The organism is Amycolatopsis mongoliensis, assembly GCF_030285665.1.
In the GTDB taxonomy this organism is placed as follows: domain Bacteria; phylum Actinomycetota; class Actinomycetes; order Mycobacteriales; family Pseudonocardiaceae; genus Amycolatopsis; species Amycolatopsis mongoliensis.
Genome location: NZ_CP127295.1, coordinates 2292023 through 2307707, shown reverse-complemented (window position 1 = coordinate 2307707; position 15685 = coordinate 2292023). Strand labels below are relative to the sequence as shown.

Sequence of the window (15685 nt, the reverse complement as noted above, 5' to 3'; positions counted from 1 at the left end):
GTGTACCGACCTGGAGGCCAGATGAAAGCCCGGATTCCCGTGCTGGCAGCGGCGCTGCTGCTCGTGGCGTCCGGCTGCTCGGCCGGCTCGTCGGCGAGCGTTTCCGCCGGCCCGGACACGCTTTCCGTCGGGTTCTCGGCGGAGCCGGCGAACTTCGACTTCACCCGTACCGACGGTGCGGCGATCCCGCAGGCGTTGCTCTACAACGTCTACGAAGGCCTGGTGAAGCTCGACTCGCAGGGCAAGGTCGTGCCGCTGCTCGCGAAGTCGTGGACGATCAGCCCGGACCGCAAGACCTACGACTTCCAGCTGCGGCCGGGCGTCAAGTTCAGCAACGGTGCGCCGTTCACCGCCGAGGACGTCAAGTTCTCCCTGCTGCGCGTGAAGACCGACTGGACGATCTCGATCAAGTCCACGATGGACGTCGTCGACCACGTCGACGTCGTCGCGCCGGACCACGCGCGGGTCGTGCTGTCGAAGCCGTCCAACGGCTGGCTGTTCAGCCTCACCAGCCGGCTCGGCGCGATGTTCAGCCCGACCGGGGTCGCGGATCTCGCGAACAAACCCGTCGGCACCGGTCCGTACGTCGTGGCCGCTCGCAAGCGCGGCGACTCCGTGGTGCTGACGGCGAATCCCGCCTACTGGGGCCGGAAACCGGCGTACGCCACGGTGGTCCTCAAGTACATCAAGGACCCGACCGCGCTGAACAACGCGCTCTACAGCAACGGGATCGACGTCATCTCCGCGATCACCGCGCCCGACTCGATCCCGCAGTTCCAGGCCGACGACCGGTTCCAGGTCGTCCAGGGCACGTCGAACAGCGAGGTCACGCTCGCGATGAACAACGCACGGGCGCCGCTGAACGACGTCCGCGTGCGCCAGGCGCTGACGTACGCGATCGACCGGAAGGCGTTGCTGGACACGGCGTGGGCGGGCCGCGGCACGCTGATCGGCAGCATGGTCCCGCCGACCGATCCCTGGTACGAGGACCTGGCGAACGTCCACCCGTTCGACCCGGCCAAGGCGGAAGCGCTGCTGACCGAGGCACACGCGACGAACCTGAACCTGCGGCTGCGGATCCCGAACCTGCCCTACGCGGTGTCGGCCGCGCAGGTCGTGCAGTCGCAGCTCGCCGACGTCGGTGTCCGGACCACGATCGAACCCCTCGACTTCCCGGCGGTGTGGCTCAAGCAGGTGTTCACCGACCACGACTACGACCTGTCGATCATCCAGCACGTCGAGGCCCGCGACATCACGACGTTCGGGAAGCCGAAGTACTACTGGGGCTACGACAGCAAGCGTGTCCAGCAGCTGCTCGCCGAAGCCGACAGCGGCACGCCGGAGCAGCAGGTCGCGGACATGAAGCAGGTGGCGCGGCAGCTGAACACCGACGCGGCCGCGGACTGGCTGTTCCTGTTCCCCAACGTCATCGTGGCGAAGGCGAAGGTCGGCGGGTTCGTGCAGAACCAGGTCAGCGAGTCGTTCGACCTCACCGGGCTGGCACCGCGATGACGGCCAGGGTGCTGCGCCGGGTGGCGATCTTCGTGGTCAGCGTGCTGGTCGCGTCGATCGTGGTGTTCCTGTTCATGGCCGTGCTGCCGGGCGATCCGGCGCAGGTCGCGCTCGGCGTCAACGCGACGCCGGAGCTGCTGGCCAAGACGCGCGCGGAGTTCGGCATCGACCGGCCGCTGGTCACGCAGTACTTCGACTGGATCGGTGGCGTGCTGCACGGCGACTTCGGCCGCTCGTACGTCACCCGCGACGCGATCGGCCCGCAGCTGCTCGACCGGCTCGGCGTCACGCTCTGGCTGGTCGGCGCCGGCATGGTGGTGGCGCTGGTGATCGCCGTGCCGGCCGGGTCGTTCGCCGCGGTGAAGCACCGGAAGGCCTCCGGTGCGAGCGTTTCCGGGTTGTCGCAGGTCGGTGTCGCGATCCCCGCGTTCCTCGCCGGGATCATCCTCGTGCAGATCTTCGCCGTGCAGCTGCGCTGGCTGCCGTCGGGCGGGTGGACACCGCCGGACCAGGACGCCGGCGAGTTCGTCCGCGGGCTGATCCTCCCGGCGTTGTCGCTGGGCCTGGTGCAGGGCGCGGTGCTCACGCGCTACGTGCGCTCGGCCGTGCTCGACACGCTGGGCCAGGACTACCTCCGGACCGCGCGGTCGAAGGGCTTGCGGCCGGGACAGGCTTTGGTGCGCCACGGCTTGCGCAACGCGTCGGTCCCGGTGGTCACCGTGCTGGGGTTGCAGCTGGCGACGCTGCTGATCGGCGCGGTCGTCGTCGAGCGCGTGTTCGTGCTGCCGGGCCTGGGCTCGATGCTGCTGGACGCCGTCGCCGCCCGCGACCTGCTGACCGTGCAGGGCATCGTGCTCGTGCTGGTGGTCGGCGTGCTGCTGATCAATTTCGTCGTCGATGTCCTCTACACCGTGCTCGACCCGCGATTGCGAGGTTCGTGATGCGCAGTCTCGTCATCGGCGGGGTGCTCGTCGGCCTGGTCGTGCTGGCCGCGTTGCTGTCGTTCGTGTGGACGCCGTTCGACCCGGTGAAGGTCGACGCGGCGCACCGGCTCCTGGGGTTCGGGGGCGCGAACCTCTTCGGCACGGACAAGTTCGGCCGGGACGTGCTCAGCCAGATCATGGTCGGCGCGCGGACCACGCTGTACGTCGGCGTGGTCGCGGTCGGCATCGCCGCCGTCGTCGGCACGCCGCTGGGGATCCTCGCCGGGATGTCGCCGCGGTGGCTCGGCGAGTTCGTCATGCGGGTCAACGACCTCGGGCTGGCGTTCCCCGCGCTGCTGCTGGCGATCATGTTCGGCGCGGTGTTCGGGGCGGACACGCTGACCGCGATGGTCGCGATCGGCATCGCGACGATCCCGTCGTTCGCGCGGATCGCCCGGTCCGGGACGCTGCAGGTGATGAGCACCGAGTTCGTGCTCGCCGCCCGCGCCGGCGGCCGGTCGCGGCTGACCATCGCGGTGCGGCACGTGCTGCCGAACATCTCGGGACTGCTGATCGTGCAGGCGTCGGTGTCGTTCGCGATCGCCGTGCTCGCCGAAGCGGCGTTGTCGTTCCTCGGCTTCGGCACCCGGCCGCCGACGCCGTCGTGGGGCCGGATGCTGCAGGAGTCCCAGGAACTGCTGACCGTGCACCCGCGGCTGGCGCTGGTGCCGGGCATCGCGATCGCCGTCGCCGTGCTGGGCTTCAACCTCCTCGGCGACGGCCTGCGCGACCGCCTGGATCCCCGATTGGCGGCGAAGGTATGACGCTCTCGGTCACGGGACTCAGTGTCTCTTCGCTCGTCCGCGACGTCTCGTTCGAGATCGGGGCGGGGGAGCGCGTCGGCCTGATCGGGGAGTCCGGGTCCGGGAAGTCGCTGACGGCGCTGGCGATCATGGGCCTGCTGCCCGAGGAACTGCGGGCGTCCGGCTCGATCCGGCTCGGCGGTCGCGAGCTGCTGGGAATGTCCGAAAAGGACCTGTCCCGGCTGCGCGGTGACGAGCTGGCCATGGTCTTCCAGGAGCCGATGACGGCGCTGAACCCGGCCATGCGCGTCGGCCGCCAGGTCACCGAGCCCGGCCGGATCCACGGTCGCCGCCATCGAGCCGAAGACCTGCTGGCAGCCGTCGGGCTGCCGGGCACCGCCCGCGCGTACCCGCACCAGCTGTCCGGCGGGCAGCGGCAGCGGGTGGTGCTGGCGATGGCGCTGGCCAACGAGCCGTCGCTGCTGATCTGCGACGAGCCGACCACCGCCCTCGACGTCACGGTGCAGGCGCAGATCCTTTCGCTCGTCAAGACGTCGTTGCCCGCCGAGAGTGCGTTGCTGTTCATCACGCACGACCTCGCGGTGGTCGCGTCGGTGTGCGAGCGCGTGCTGGTGATGCTGGACGGCGAGATCGTCGAAGCGGGCTCGACGCGCGAAGTGCTGACGTCGCCGAAGCACGAGTACACGCGGAAGCTCCTCGACGCCTCGGATCTGGAGGCCCGCCGATGATCATCGAAGTCCGCGACCTCGAACGGCGGTACGCCCGCCGGGACGTCCACGCGTTGCGCGGAGTCAGCTTCGACGTCGAAGCGGGACAGCGGTTCGGCATCGTCGGCGAGTCCGGCTCGGGCAAGTCCACGCTGGTGCGGCTGCTGGCCGCGCTGGACAAGCCGACCGCCGGCACGGTCTCGTTCCAAGGCCGGCGCATCGACGACGTCCCGGAGCGGAAGCTGGGTTTCCTTCGCTCCGAACTGCAGATCGTCTTCCAGGACCCGATGGGTTCGCTCGACCCGCGGATGCGCGTCGCCGACATCATCTCCGAACCGCTGGGGCGCCGGAACCCGAAGCTCGTCGACGAGCTGCTGGCGGCGGTCGGGCTCCCCGCGGACGCGGCGGGCCGGTACCCGCACCAGTTCTCCGGCGGCCAGCGGCAGCGGATCTCGATCGCCCGCGCGCTGGCGCCGAACCCGAGCGTGCTGATCGCCGACGAGCCGGTCAGCGCGCTGGACGTGTCCGTGCGCGGCCAGATCCTCGACCTGCTCGCGTCGTTGGTGGAGCAGTTCGCGCTGACGCTGATCTTCGTGTCGCACGACCTCGGCGTCGTCCGGCACGTGTGCGACCGCGTCGCGGTGATGCGCCGCGGCGAGATCGTCGAGCTGGGTGCCGTCGAGCAGGTCTACGACGCGCCGCGGCACGAGTACACCCGGGAGCTGCTGGCCGCCGCGCCGAACCTGCGTGCGGAACTCGCCCGGTTGAGCGGAGGTGACGATGACTGACCACCCGGACGGCCTGCCGGTCGGCGCGGACTGGGTGTCCACTGTGGATACCGGAGAAATCGTTTTCCCCTACGACGGGAGTGTCGTCGGCACCGCACCGATCGGGACGCCGGAGCTGGCTGCTCGTGCTGTCGGCGAGGCCGTCGCCGTCGCGCGCGAAGTGGCCTCGCTGCCTTCGCGGACTCGCCGCAAGCTGCTCAACGACGTCGCTCACGCCCTGCGGGAACGGCGCGAAGAGTTCGAGAACCTGCTCGTGCTGGAGACCGGCAAGCCGCTGGTCGACTGCCGCGTCGAGGTCGCGCGCACGATCGTCACGTGGGAAGCCGCCGCCGAAGAGGTGTCCCGGCTGCACGGCGAGACCGTGCCGCTGGACCTCCTGCCCTCGGGCGACGGGCTGGTCGGGTTCTGGAAGCGCAAGCCGATCGGCGTCGTCGTCGGCATCGCGGGCTTCAACTACCCGCTGCTGCTGGCGTCGCACAAGATCGCGCCCGCCATCGCCGCCGGCTGCCCGGTGATCGTCAAGCCGGCACCGCAGACGCCGTTGGCCACGCTCCGGCTGGTGCACCTGATCCGGCAGCTCGCCCCGCTGCCGGCGATGGTCCAGCTGGTCACCGGGGACGCCGCTGTCGGCGCGGCGTTGACGACCGACCGCCGGATCGGCGCGGTCTCGTTCACCGGCTCGGCCGCGGTCGGCCACCGCATCGCCCGCGACGCGGCCCCGACGAAGACCCTGCTGGAGCTGGGTTCGAACGCGGCGCTCGTCGTCGCGGAAGACGCCGACCTCGAGGCGGCGGTGGACGCCGTGGTGCGCGGCGGTTTCTACGCGTCCGGCCAGGCGTGCATTTCGGTGCAACGGGTCCTGGTCGTCGCGTCGGTGGCGGCCGAGTTCACCGAACGGCTCCTCGAGCGGCTGGACGAGGTCGTCGTCGGCGATCCCCGCGACGAGAAGACGCGGGTGTCCGCGCTGATCGACCCCGCTTCCACCGAACGCGTCGCCGCGTGGATCGAGAAGTCCGGCGCCCGCCAAGTCGGCGGTGGCATCGACGGCACAGTGCTGCGGCCGACCGTCCTGCTCGACGTCCCGGACGGTGTCGAGGTGTGGGACGAGGAGATCTTCGGCCCGGTCGTCTGCGTGCGCACGGTGTCCGATGTGGACGAAGCCTTCGCCGCGGTGAACGCGTCCCGCTACGGGCTCCACGCCAGCGTCTACAGCAAGTCCTTGAACACGGCGTTCCGCGCGCTCGACGAGCTGGAGGTCGGCGGCGTCATCGTCAACGAGGTGCCCGGCTTCCGCTCCGACACCATGCCCTACGGCGGCGTGAAGGACTCCGGCATCGGCCGCGAAGGGCCGCGGTTCGCGGTCGAAGAGCTGACCGTGACGAGGATGGCGGTGCTGCGCCCGTGAACTACGAGAACCTCTTCCGGCTGGACGGCCGCCGTGCGGTCGTGCTCGGCGCGGGAGGCATCGGCCGCGAAGCCGCGCGGGCCTTGGCCGCGCACGGTGCTGACGTCGTGTGCGCCGACCGCGACGTCGAAGCCGCACGCGAGTCCGGCGTCGGCGAGGTGTACGAGGTCGACCTGCTCGAACCCGGCGCGATCGACCGCGCGGCGACGGACCTCGGCCCGCAGGACATCGTCGTGCTGACCGCCGCGACGAACGTCCGCAAACGGTTGCTGGACTACACGCGGGAGGAGTTCGACCGCGTCATCGCGCTGAACCTCGGGGTGTCGTTCGAGGTCGTCCGCGTCTTCGGAGCCGACATGGTCGCGCGGGGGCGGGGGAGCATCATCGGTTTCTCGTCGATCCGCGGGACGACCGTCGAACCCGGTCAGGGCCCGTACGCGGCGACGAAAGCCGGGCTCGTCCAGCTGCTCCGGACGGCCGCCGCGGAGTTCGGCCCGGCCGGGGTGCGGGTCAACGCGATCGCCCCCGGCGTCGTCGAGACTCCGCTGACCAAGCAGATCAAGGCGAACCCGGAGTGGTACGCCGCGTACGCGACGAAGGGTGCGTTGGGCCGCTGGGCGCGTCCGGACGAGCTCGCCGGCGCCGTCGTGTACCTCGCTTCGGACGCTTCGTCGTTCGTGACCGGCTCCGTGCTCGCGGTCGACGGCGGCTGGACCGCCGTCGACGGCCGCTTCGAACCGCCCGCCTCGTGAGGAGCGTTCATGCCTGAGTTGCCCGACCTGACCGCTGTCGAACTCGTCGCGCAGTACCGCGCGAAGACGCTCTCGCCGATCGAGGTGACCGAAGCCGTTCTCGCACGCATCGAGGCGCGCGAGCCCGAGTTGCACGCGTTGTACGCGTACGACCCTTCGGCGGCTCGCGATGACGCGAAGGCGTCCGAGGCTCGCTGGGCGTCCGGCGAACCGCTGGGCCCGATCGACGGCGTCCCGCTGACGCTCAAGGAGAACATCGCCACGCGCGGCACCCCGGTACCGCTGGGCACGGCGGTCACCGCGCTGGTCCCCGCGGCCGAAGACGCACCGGCGGCCGCGCGGGTGCGCGAGTCCGGCGGCGTCCTGCTGGCCAAGACGACCATGCCGGACTACGGGATGCTGACGTCCGGGCTGTCGAGCTTCCACGCCACCGCGCGGAACCCGTGGCGGACGTCGGCCACGCCCGGCGGATCCAGCGCGGGCGCCGGGGCAGCGGCCGCCGCGGGGTACGGCCCGCTGCACGTCGGCACCGACATCGGCGGCTCGATCCGGCTGCCCGCGGGCTGGTGCGGGCTGGTCGGGCTCAAGCCCAGCTTCGGGCGCGTGCCGGTCGACCCGCCGTTCCTCGGGCGCGTCGCCGGCCCGATGACCCGCACGGTCGCCGACACGGCGTTGCTGATGAGCGTGCTGTCCGCGCCCGACGCACGTGACCACCTGAGCCTGCCGCCGGCCGACCTGCCGTGGTCGGCACTCGACGGCTCCCTGTCCGGGATGCGCGTCGGCCTGCACCTCGACCCCGGGGTCGGTCTCCCGGTGGACCCGGCGACGCGCGACGCGGTCACGGCGGCGGCCCGGGCCTTCGAGGCCGCGGGCGCGATCGTCGAGCCGGTCGGGCCGTTCCTCACGCGCGAGATGCTCGGCGGCCTGGACGTCTTCTGGCGCACGCGCGCCTGGTCGGACATGTCGGCTCTGCCGCCCGACCGGCGCGCGAAGGTCCTGCCCTACATCGCTGACTGGGCCGCGGGCGGCGCGGAAGTGTCCGGAGTGGACGTCTACCGGGGATTCGCCCAGATCGACGCGATCAGCGTGGCGGCCCTGCGCGCGTCCTCGGCGTTCGACGTGGTGCTGTCCCCGACGTGCCCGGTCGCGGCCCCGCCCGCCGAGTGGGCGTCCCCGACGAACGACCCGGCCCGCCCGTTCGAGCACATCGCGTTCACCGTGCCGTACAACATGTCCGGCCAGCCGTCGGTGTCCCTGAACTGCGGATACACCGACGACGGCCGCCCGATCGGCCTCCAGCTGACGGGCCGTCGCTTCGACGACGTAGGGGTGCTTCGCGTGGCAGCGGCGTATGAAGGCATTCGCGAGCCGCAACGTCCCTGGCCGGTGGGCTAGAAGAAAACCGGAAGGAGTTCCGGGCCCGCGGCGAAGTGGTGGTGAAGCTGTCGCCGACGGGAAGGAACCCCATGACTGAGGCAGCCCCATGACGGCGGCCCCGGTGACCGACATCGAGCAGTTCACCGAGGTGCACGACCGGTACTTCGCGGCCGTCCACCGGTACGTGGCGGGGCGGCTCGGGGCCCAGGCCGCGGAGGACGTCGCTGCCGAGACGTTCCTCGTCGCCTACGACCGCCGGAAGACGTTCGACGTCAGCCGCGGCGACCTGCGGGCCTGGCTGTTCGGCATCGCGACGAACCTCGTGTCGAGGCATCGCCGCAAGGAGGCCCGCCACTACCGCGCGCTCGCGCGGATCGAGGTGCCCCGGCCCGCCGAAGGCCACGAAAACCGCGTCGCCTTGAGCGGGCAACTGGCGAAAGCGTTGTCGCGGCTGACCTCGGGTGAGCGTGACGTGCTGCTGCTCGTGGCATTGGGCGACCTCGGCTACGCGGAAGTCGCCCAGGCACTCGGCATCTCCCCGGGCACGGTGGGCTCCCGGCTGACGCGCGCCCGCAAGAAGCTCACCCCCGTTCTCGCCCCGGAGGCCCTCGATGACTGACCTGGAGACGCTGCGCGCCGCGCTGCTCCCCGACGAGCCGGCCCAGGACGTCGTCGACCGCAGCCGCCACCGGCTGCAGAACCACATGCTCGGCCGGCGCCGCAAGCGGGTGCTCCCGCTGGCGATCGGCGCCGGGCTCGCCGCCGCCGCGGCGGCCGTCGCGGTCGTGGTGACGGCCGTGCCCGGCCCGCCGGCCCCACCGCCGCCTCCCCAGGCGGTGGCGCCGGTCGACCCGGGCCGGCAGATCCTGCTGGCGGCGGCCACGGCCGCCGAGCGCGCACAGGTCGGCGCCGGCAAGTACTGGCACACGACGACGAAGGTGGGCAAGGCGACCTGGGAGTACTGGACGACCACCGACGGGCAGGAGTGGTACCGCGGCGAGATCACCCACGGCAAAGCCAAGCTCCTGCCCCGCGCCCGGCCCATCCGGATCAACGGCGACGACGACGTCACACTCAGCACGATCTTGGCGCTGCCCGCGGATCCGGCGGCCCTGCGCGACTGGCTCGCGGACGGGCTGACGCGGCACGGGACCCCCGCGAACCAGCGGGACACGGCGGTGCTCCAGTCCCTGATCGACCTGGTGTCCACCGTGCCGGCGCCCCCGGCGGTCCGGGCGGCGGCGTTCCGCGCGATCGCCGCGTACCCGGACGTGAGCGCGTTGCCGGACGGCAAGGGCGTGCGGCTGCCGGGCGGTGGCCGCCTCGTCGTCGACCCGGCGACCGGCCAGGTGGACGGGTCGTCGGTGTTCTTGGGCCCGGACGGTCAGCCGGCCCACGACGCGAACGGTGACACGTACGCGGTCAGTGGCGAGTGGACGGACGACCTGCCGCAGTGAGCCCGGCCGAGGTCGTCAGCTCTTGACGGCCTCGGCCAGTGCCAGCACCCGCCGCGCGTTGTCGACGTGCAGGTTTTCGATCATCCGGCCGTCCACGGTGACTACGCCGCTGCCGGCCTTCTCGAAAGCCTCGATGATCCGCCGCGACCGGTCGATCTCCTCTTCGGACGGTGCGAAGATCCGGTTGCACGGCTCGACCTGGCCCGGGTGGATGAGCGTCTTGCCGTCGAAGCCGTACTGGCGGCCCTGCTTGCACTCCTCTTCGAACCCGGCAAGGTCCTTCACGTCGTTGTAGACGCCGTCGAGGATCGCCTTGCCGGTCGCGCGCGCGGCCAGCAGGCACAGCGACAGCCCACCGAGCAGCGGCCCGCGGCCCGGGACGAACTCCGCGTGCAGCTCCTTGGCCAGGTCGTTCGTGCCCATCACCAGCACGGTCAGCCGCTCGGACGCCGCCGCGATCTCCTCGGCGTGCAGCATCGCGACCGGCGTCTCCACCATCGCCCAGATCTTCGTGTGCTCCGGCGCCCCTCCCAGCTCCAGCGCCCGCTCGATGTTGTGCACCTCGGCCGCCGAGTTCACCTTCGGCACGACCACCGCGGCCGGCCCGGCCGACGCGGCCGCGCGCAGGTCGGCGTCGTGCCACTCGGTGTCCAGGCCGTTGACCCGGATGGTCACTTCGCGCGTGCCGTAGGCACCCGAAGAAGCGGCGGCGCAGACCCGCTCGCGCGCGGCTTCCTTGGCGTCCGGCGCGACGGCGTCCTCGAGGTCGAGGATCAGCGCGTCCGCCGGGATCGTCTTGGCCTTCTCCAGCGCGCGTTCGTTCGCGCCGGGCATGTAGAGAACAGAGCGTCTCGGCTTCAGCTCGGTCATCCGAGGGCCTCCTTGGTGGCGGCGTCGTAGGCGGCCGCGAGTTCGGGGTCGTCCGCCGCGAGGGCGTCGGCCAGTTCGGCGACCACGCGGCACTGCTTCACCGACGCGTCGTCCTGCATCTTCCCGTCGATCATCACCGCGCCGGTGCCGTCGCCCATCTCGGCGATCACCTTGCGGGCCCAGGCCACATCGGACGGCGAAGGCGAGAACACCTTCTTCGCGATGTCGATCTGCACCGGGTGCAGGCTCCACGCGCCGACGCAGCCGAGCAGGAACGCGTTGCGGAACTGGTCCTCGCACGCGACGACGTCGCGGATGTCCCCGAACGGCCCGTAGTACGGGAGGATCCCGTGCATCGCGCAGGCGTCGACCATCCGCGCCACCGTGTAGTGCCAGAGGTCCTGCTGGTAGGTCGTCCGGCCCTCGGTCAGGTCGTCGCCGGTCGGGTCGGTGCGCACCAGGTAGCCGGGGTGGCCGCCGCCGACGCGGGTCGTCTTCATCCGGCGGCTCGCGGCCAGGTCGGCCGGGCCGAGGGAGATGCCCTGCATGCGCGGGCTCGCGCCGGCGATCTCCTCCACGTTGGCCACCCCGCTGGCCGTCTCGAGGATCGCGTGCACCAGCAACGGCTTGGTGAGGCCGGCGCGCGCTTCGAGCTGGGCCAGCAGCCGGTCGACGTAGTGGATGTCCTGCGCGCCCTCGACCTTCGGCACCATGATGACGTCGAGCTTGTCGCCGATCTCGGTGACGAGCGTCACCAGGTCGTCGAGCACCCACGGCGAATCGAGGCTGTTGACCCGGGTCCACAGCTGCGTCTTGCCGAAGTCGTTGGCCTTGGCGATGGCGACGAGCCCGGCGCGCGCGGCCTCCTTGCGGTCGGCGCGCACGGCGTCCTCGAGGTTGCCGAGCAGGACGTCGACCTTCTTCGCGATGTCCGGCACCTTCGCGGCCATCTTCTCGTTGCCCGGGTCGAAGAAGTGGATCATCCGGGACGGTGTCACCGGGATTTCCCGCACGGGGGCGGGCGCGCCCAGGGCGAGCGGGGCGAAGAAGTCCTTCGGGGAGCGCATCGGTCCTCCACGGCGACGACTAAGTGACTGATGGGTAACTTTAGTCCGGGGGACGCGGCACCGCTGCGGCGTAAGTCACCGCCATGTGGGTGACACCGGACATCCGCAGCTCAGCGGCCCGCGTCCACTGTGGATTTCCTCCGGGTTGCGCCGAACGGGCTAGCTGGACCGGGTGTGTCGAACCGTGCCCCGGGTAGTCGGTCGCAGGCGGACGGTAGTGCCACTCACCTCGCGATCACTCGGTTGGCCGCACCGTTCGACCGAAGTCCGATGACCGCCTACCGACCGGTCATCGACCGCTGGGCGCCGCCGATCGCAGCCACTCGCACTACCCGGCGACGCCGCGCCGTCGCGCTGTTAGACAGATTGAGTGCCGGTTTTCACCGGTCACGAAGCGGTGCAGGTTAGAAGGAGGCGGACTCGTGGCGGCTACACCTCAGAACACCGAGCGCTCGACGGTCGCCGGTGGCGCGAAGCGCAGCCGGTCGATGCCGAGCCGTGTGGTGCCGCCGATCGAGCTCCCCGCGAGCGTCGACGAACTCGCCCGCGCCGCCGCGGCCCAGCTGGGCTGGAACGGCGTCGTCCTCCCCGAGACCACGATCCTCGGCCGCAAGGTCTGCGTGGTCGCCAAGCTTCGCACCGACGTGCACGCCGAACGCATCGCGATGGGTGCCGGCCCGGTGGCCGACCGCGCCACCGTCGACACCTGGACCTGGCCGGAGCTGGCCGGAACCGCCCCCGCCCCGGCCGCCGAGATCGTCGGCGTCCTGGTCGTCGCGCGCCACTGGCGCACCGCGATGGCCTCCGCGGTTCCGTTCGCCCGCTACGGCGAGGCCGCGATGGTGCTGCCGTCGCCGGCCGTCCTCACCGAGGACTACGTCGGCAACTGCCTGCCGCGGGCCCGCGCGTACGGCCTCGCCGTCGTGACGGCCGACCCGAACGCGGTCGTCGACCTCGACCTCGAGGGCCGCACCGAGCGCGTCGTGCTGGCCGAGGACCCGGTCTCCCGCCTGGTGAACGAGCTGGTCTACGACCACCTGCTCCGCACCGCCGAGGTCCCCGCCCTCGACTGACGGTTTCGCCGGATCAGTAATAGGGTCGGCTCATGCGAGTCGTCATTGCAGGTGGACATGGTCAGATCGCGCTGCGGCTCGAGCGGCTTCTCGCCGCGCGCGGTGACGAAGCGGTCGGCATCATCCGCAACCCCGCCCACGCGGCGGACCTCGAAGCCGCCGGCGCCCAGGCCGTCGTCCTCGACCTGGAGAACTCCGATGTGGACGCCGTCGCCGAGGTCCTGAAGGGTGCCGACGCCGCGATCTTCGCGGCCGGCGCCGGCCCGGGCAGCGGCCCCGCCCGTAAGGACACTGTGGACCGCGGCGCCGCGGCGCTGTTCGCCGAGGCGGCCGAGCGGGCCGGCGTCCGGCGGCACATCCAGGTCGGCTCGATGGGTGCCGACAACCCGGAGAACCCCGACGTCAGCGAGGAGTTCCGCCACTACCTGCGCGCCAAGCGCGCGGCGGAGGACGACCTCAAGGCCCGCGACCTGGACTGGACGATCCTCCGGCCCGGCCAGCTCACCGACGACGCCGGCACCGGCCTGGTCCTGCTCGCCGAGAAGACCGGCCGCGGCTCGGTGCCGCGCGACGACGTCGCCGCCGTGCTCGCCGGCCTGCTCGACACCCCCGCCTCCGCGCACCGCACCTTGGAACTGATTTCCGGCGAAGCCACCATCGGTGAGGCGATTTCAGCACTGTGATCAGCCAAGCATCCAGAGAAATCGCTGTTTTCAGCGGAAGCGCGCACCCCGAGCTGGCCGAAGAGATCTGCGCCGACCTGGGCGTGCCGCTGCAGCCGGCGGAGATCCGTCGGTTCGCGAACGACTGCCTCGAAGTGCAGCTCCAGGCGAACTGCCGCGAGCGCGACGTCTTCATCATCCAGCCGCTCGTGAAGCCGGTGCAGGAACACCTGGTCGAGCTCCTGCTGATGCTCGACGCCGCACGCGGCGCTTCGGCGTCGCGGATCACCGCCGTGATGCCGCACTACTCGTACGCGCGGTCGGACAAGAAGGACGCGCCGCGCATCTCCCTCGGCGGCCGCCTGGTCGCCGACCTGCTGACCACGGCGGGTGCGAACCGCGTGCTCGCGATGACCCTGCACTCGCCGCAGGTCCACGGCTTCTTCAGCGTTCCGGTCGACCACCTGCACGCGCTGCAGGAGCTGGCCAAGCACTTCCGGCAGTACGACCTCTCGTGCACCACCGTCGTCTCGCCCGACCTGGGCAACGCGAAGGAGGCGTCGCACTTCGCGCGTCTGCTCGGCGTCCAGGTCGCGGCCGGTGCGAAGGAGCGCTTCCCGGACGACCGCGTCCAGATCTCGTCGGTGATCGGCGAGATCACCGGCCGCGACGTGATCGTGCTCGACGACGAGATCGCCAAGGGCAGCACGGTCCTCGAACTGCTCGACAAGCTCGCCGAGCTGGAGCCGCGCTCGATTCGCGTCGCCTGCACCCACGGGCTGTTCGCGGCGAAGGCCATCGAGCGCATCGGCAGCCGGGCGGAGGTCCTGGAGATCGTCTGCACCAACACGGTTCCGGTGCCCGAGGAGGAGCGCACCGAAAAGCTGAAGATCCTCTCGATCGCGCCGGCCATGGCCGAGGCGATCCGCCGGATCCACAACGGCGAATCGGTGTCCGCGCTTTTCTAGGCCGGGCCGAGCACCCGGTCCAGGTAGGTGTTGCTGAAGACGCCGTTGGGGTCGGTTTCCTTGCGCACGCGCAGGAAGTCGTCGAAGTGCGGGTAGCGCGAGCGGAGGACGCCGGCGTCGAGGTCGTGCATCTTGCCCCAGTGCGGGCGGCCGCCGACGGCGCCGGCGATCTTCTCGAACGCGCTGAAGTACTCGCGGTACGGCATGCCGACGAACTGGTGGATGGCGATGTAGGCGGAGTCGCGGCCCTGCGCCGTCGACAGCCAGATGTCGTCGGCCGCGGCGACCCGGACCTCGACCGGGAACATCACCGGGTCCTTCAGCGTCGGCACCACGGCCCGTAGTTCGGCGAGCACGTCGAGCACTGATTCACGTGGAACAGCGTATTCCGTTTCGGTGAACCGGACGTTGCGCGCGGTGACGAAGACGCGGTGCGAGGTGTCGCTGTACTCGCGCGCCGAGAGGACGTTCGAGGCGAAGCTGCCGAGCGACGGCACGAGCCGCGGCATCAGCCGGCCCGTCCGGCAGAGGCCGCCGAACGCGATGTTCTCCATGATCCGGTAGTCGACGAACTCGCGGACCTTGCTCAGCGGCTCCGCGGTCTCGCACCGGTTGTTGCGCTTGACCAGCGCATTCTTGCCGTACGGGAACCAGTAGAACTCGAAGTGCTCGTTCTGGTCGGCGAAGTCGTGGAAGCCTTCGAGGACCTGCTCCAGCGGCTCGGGCCGTTCCTGTGCGCGCAGCACGAACGACGGCTCGCACCGGAGCGTGACGGTGGTGATCACGCCGAGCGCGCCGAGGCCGACGCGGGCCGCGGCGAAGAGGTCCGGGCGCTCGTCGGCCGAGCAGGTGACGACCGAGCCGTCCGCGAGGACGAGCTCGAGCGCGGCGATCTGGGTGGCGATGCCGCCGAGGCGTGCGCCGGTGCCGTGGGTGCCGGTGGAAATCGCGCCGGCGATGGTCTGCGCGTCGATGTCGCCGAGGTTGGTCATGGCCAGCCCGAGCGCGTCGAGCTCGGCGTTGAGCTGCTTGATCGTGGTGCCCGAGCGGACGGTGACCTGCCCGGTTTCGAGGTCGGCGCGCTCGACGCCGGTCCAGCTGCGCAGGTCGAGGGCGTCGGAGTCGGCGACGGCGATCGCGGTGAAGGAGTGCCCGCTGCCCCAGGGGCGCACGGTCCGGCCGGCCGCGGCGATGCCTTCGACGGTCGCCGCGATCTCCGCCGCACTGCGCGGCTGGTGAACGTGCTGCGGTGAGGCGGACGCCGTGCCCGCCCAGTTGGTCCACCGGGTCATGCGCGCGC

16 protein-coding genes are annotated in these 15685 nt (G+C 71.2%); 13 read left to right on the top strand and 3 right to left on the bottom strand.

Going from position 1 to position 15685, the window contains the following annotated elements; genetic code table 11:
- Window positions 1-21: 21 nt before the first annotated feature.
- The 10 genes from QRX60_RS11150 to QRX60_RS11105 all read left to right on the top strand — a co-directional run bounded on the left by QRX60_RS11150 (window position 22) and on the right by QRX60_RS11105 (window position 9745).
- Window positions 22-1512 carry an ABC transporter substrate-binding protein gene (locus QRX60_RS11150; protein ID WP_286000697.1) on the top strand — a complete coding sequence of 497 codons (1491 nt, stop codon included), beginning with the start codon at window positions 22-24 and terminating at the stop codon, window positions 1510-1512.
- A complete protein-coding gene (locus QRX60_RS11145; protein WP_286000696.1) occupies window positions 1509-2453 on the top strand; it encodes an ABC transporter permease in 945 nt (314 codons plus the stop codon). The genes QRX60_RS11150 and QRX60_RS11145 overlap by 4 nt, the downstream gene beginning before the upstream one ends.
- Window positions 2453-3259 (top strand): ABC transporter permease, encoded by an 807-nt coding sequence (locus QRX60_RS11140; RefSeq protein WP_286000695.1) that lies wholly within the window; start codon window positions 2453-2455, stop codon window positions 3257-3259. Before QRX60_RS11145 ends, QRX60_RS11140 begins: the two co-directional genes overlap by 1 nt.
- Window positions 3256-3987: an ABC transporter ATP-binding protein gene (locus tag QRX60_RS11135; protein WP_286000694.1), complete on the top strand. Its 732-nt coding sequence runs from the start codon at window positions 3256-3258 to the stop codon at window positions 3985-3987. Before QRX60_RS11140 ends, QRX60_RS11135 begins: the two co-directional genes overlap by 4 nt.
- Entirely contained in the window at window positions 3984-4754 is a 771-nt protein-coding gene (locus tag QRX60_RS11130) for an ABC transporter ATP-binding protein (RefSeq protein ID WP_286000693.1), read from the top strand. Before QRX60_RS11135 ends, QRX60_RS11130 begins: the two co-directional genes overlap by 4 nt.
- On the top strand, window positions 4747-6159 hold the full coding sequence (locus QRX60_RS11125) for an aldehyde dehydrogenase family protein (protein ID WP_286000692.1): 1413 nt from the start codon (window positions 4747-4749) through the stop codon (window positions 6157-6159). Before QRX60_RS11130 ends, QRX60_RS11125 begins: the two co-directional genes overlap by 8 nt.
- Window positions 6156-6911 carry an SDR family NAD(P)-dependent oxidoreductase gene (locus QRX60_RS11120; RefSeq protein ID WP_286000691.1) on the top strand — a complete coding sequence of 252 codons (756 nt, stop codon included), beginning with the start codon at window positions 6156-6158 and terminating at the stop codon, window positions 6909-6911. Before QRX60_RS11125 ends, QRX60_RS11120 begins: the two co-directional genes overlap by 4 nt.
- A gap of 9 nt (window positions 6912-6920) precedes the next feature.
- Window positions 6921-8306: an amidase gene (locus QRX60_RS11115; RefSeq protein WP_286000690.1), complete on the top strand. Its 1386-nt coding sequence runs from the start codon at window positions 6921-6923 to the stop codon at window positions 8304-8306.
- An 88-nt stretch (window positions 8307-8394) separates the two neighbouring features.
- Window positions 8395-8907, top strand: coding sequence for an RNA polymerase sigma factor (locus QRX60_RS11110; RefSeq protein ID WP_286000689.1), 513 nt, complete (start codon window positions 8395-8397; stop codon window positions 8905-8907).
- A complete protein-coding gene (locus QRX60_RS11105) occupies window positions 8900-9745 on the top strand; it encodes a CU044_5270 family protein (protein WP_286000688.1) in 846 nt (281 codons plus the stop codon). The genes QRX60_RS11110 and QRX60_RS11105 overlap by 8 nt, the downstream gene beginning before the upstream one ends.
- Window positions 9746-9760: 15 nt before the next feature.
- On the opposite strand, the gene QRX60_RS11100 is transcribed toward QRX60_RS11105, so the two are convergent.
- Both QRX60_RS11100 and QRX60_RS11095 read right to left on the bottom strand, forming a co-directional pair.
- A complete protein-coding gene (locus QRX60_RS11100; RefSeq protein ID WP_286000687.1) occupies window positions 9761-10615 on the bottom strand; it encodes an HpcH/HpaI aldolase/citrate lyase family protein in 855 nt (284 codons plus the stop codon).
- Entirely contained in the window at window positions 10612-11682 is a 1071-nt protein-coding gene (locus QRX60_RS11095) for an HpcH/HpaI aldolase/citrate lyase family protein (RefSeq protein ID WP_286000686.1), read from the bottom strand. Before QRX60_RS11095 ends, QRX60_RS11100 begins: the two co-directional genes overlap by 4 nt.
- A gap of 422 nt (window positions 11683-12104) precedes the next feature.
- On the opposite strand from QRX60_RS11095, the gene QRX60_RS11090 reads away from it, so the two are divergent.
- The 3 genes from QRX60_RS11090 to QRX60_RS11080 are packed head-to-tail and all read left to right on the top strand — an operon-like array spanning window position 12105 to window position 14385.
- A complete protein-coding gene (locus QRX60_RS11090; RefSeq protein WP_286000685.1) occupies window positions 12105-12755 on the top strand; it encodes a hypothetical protein in 651 nt (216 codons plus the stop codon).
- Between the two features lie 32 nt (window positions 12756-12787).
- Window positions 12788-13438, top strand: a complete 651-nt coding sequence (locus QRX60_RS11085) for an NAD(P)H-binding protein (RefSeq protein WP_286000684.1) — start codon at window positions 12788-12790, stop codon at window positions 13436-13438.
- Complete coding sequence (locus QRX60_RS11080) at window positions 13435-14385, top strand: ribose-phosphate diphosphokinase (protein WP_286000683.1); 951 nt, start codon at window positions 13435-13437, stop codon at window positions 14383-14385. The genes QRX60_RS11085 and QRX60_RS11080 overlap by 4 nt, the downstream gene beginning before the upstream one ends.
- On the opposite strand, the gene QRX60_RS11075 is transcribed toward QRX60_RS11080, so the two are convergent.
- The gene (locus tag QRX60_RS11075; protein ID WP_286000682.1) at window positions 14382-15677 is read right to left on the bottom strand and encodes a D-arabinono-1,4-lactone oxidase; all 1296 of its coding nucleotides are present in this window, start codon (window positions 15675-15677) and stop codon (window positions 14382-14384) included. The two genes, QRX60_RS11080 and QRX60_RS11075, sit on opposite strands and share 4 nt — an antisense overlap.
- Window positions 15678-15685 lie beyond the last annotated feature (8 nt).

What these genes read in the sequence shown, in the direction of transcription:
- QRX60_RS11085 (WP_286000684.1), top strand. Translation starts at nt 12,788, where the DNA reads ATGCGAGTCGTCATTGCAGGTGGACATGGTCAGATCGCGCTGCGGCTC.
- QRX60_RS11110 (WP_286000689.1), top strand. Translation starts at nt 8,395, where the DNA reads ATGACGGCGGCCCCGGTGACCGACATCGAGCAGTTCACCGAGGTGCAC.
- QRX60_RS11135 (WP_286000694.1), top strand. Translation starts at nt 3,256, where the DNA reads ATGACGCTCTCGGTCACGGGACTCAGTGTCTCTTCGCTCGTCCGCGAC.
- QRX60_RS11075 (WP_286000682.1), bottom strand. Translation starts at nt 15,677, where the DNA reads ATGACCCGGTGGACCAACTGGGCGGGCACGGCGTCCGCCTCACCGCAG.
- QRX60_RS11105 (WP_286000688.1), top strand. Translation starts at nt 8,900, where the DNA reads ATGACTGACCTGGAGACGCTGCGCGCCGCGCTGCTCCCCGACGAGCCG.
- QRX60_RS11130 (WP_286000693.1), top strand. Translation starts at nt 3,984, where the DNA reads ATGATCATCGAAGTCCGCGACCTCGAACGGCGGTACGCCCGCCGGGAC.
- QRX60_RS11095 (WP_286000686.1), bottom strand. Translation starts at nt 11,682, where the DNA reads ATGCGCTCCCCGAAGGACTTCTTCGCCCCGCTCGCCCTGGGCGCGCCC.
- QRX60_RS11115 (WP_286000690.1), top strand. Translation starts at nt 6,921, where the DNA reads ATGCCTGAGTTGCCCGACCTGACCGCTGTCGAACTCGTCGCGCAGTAC.
- QRX60_RS11100 (WP_286000687.1), bottom strand. Translation starts at nt 10,615, where the DNA reads ATGACCGAGCTGAAGCCGAGACGCTCTGTTCTCTACATGCCCGGCGCG.
- QRX60_RS11140 (WP_286000695.1), top strand. Translation starts at nt 2,453, where the DNA reads ATGCGCAGTCTCGTCATCGGCGGGGTGCTCGTCGGCCTGGTCGTGCTG.
- QRX60_RS11150 (WP_286000697.1), top strand. Translation starts at nt 22, where the DNA reads ATGAAAGCCCGGATTCCCGTGCTGGCAGCGGCGCTGCTGCTCGTGGCG.
- QRX60_RS11125 (WP_286000692.1), top strand. Translation starts at nt 4,747, where the DNA reads ATGACTGACCACCCGGACGGCCTGCCGGTCGGCGCGGACTGGGTGTCC.
- QRX60_RS11145 (WP_286000696.1), top strand. Translation starts at nt 1,509, where the DNA reads ATGACGGCCAGGGTGCTGCGCCGGGTGGCGATCTTCGTGGTCAGCGTG.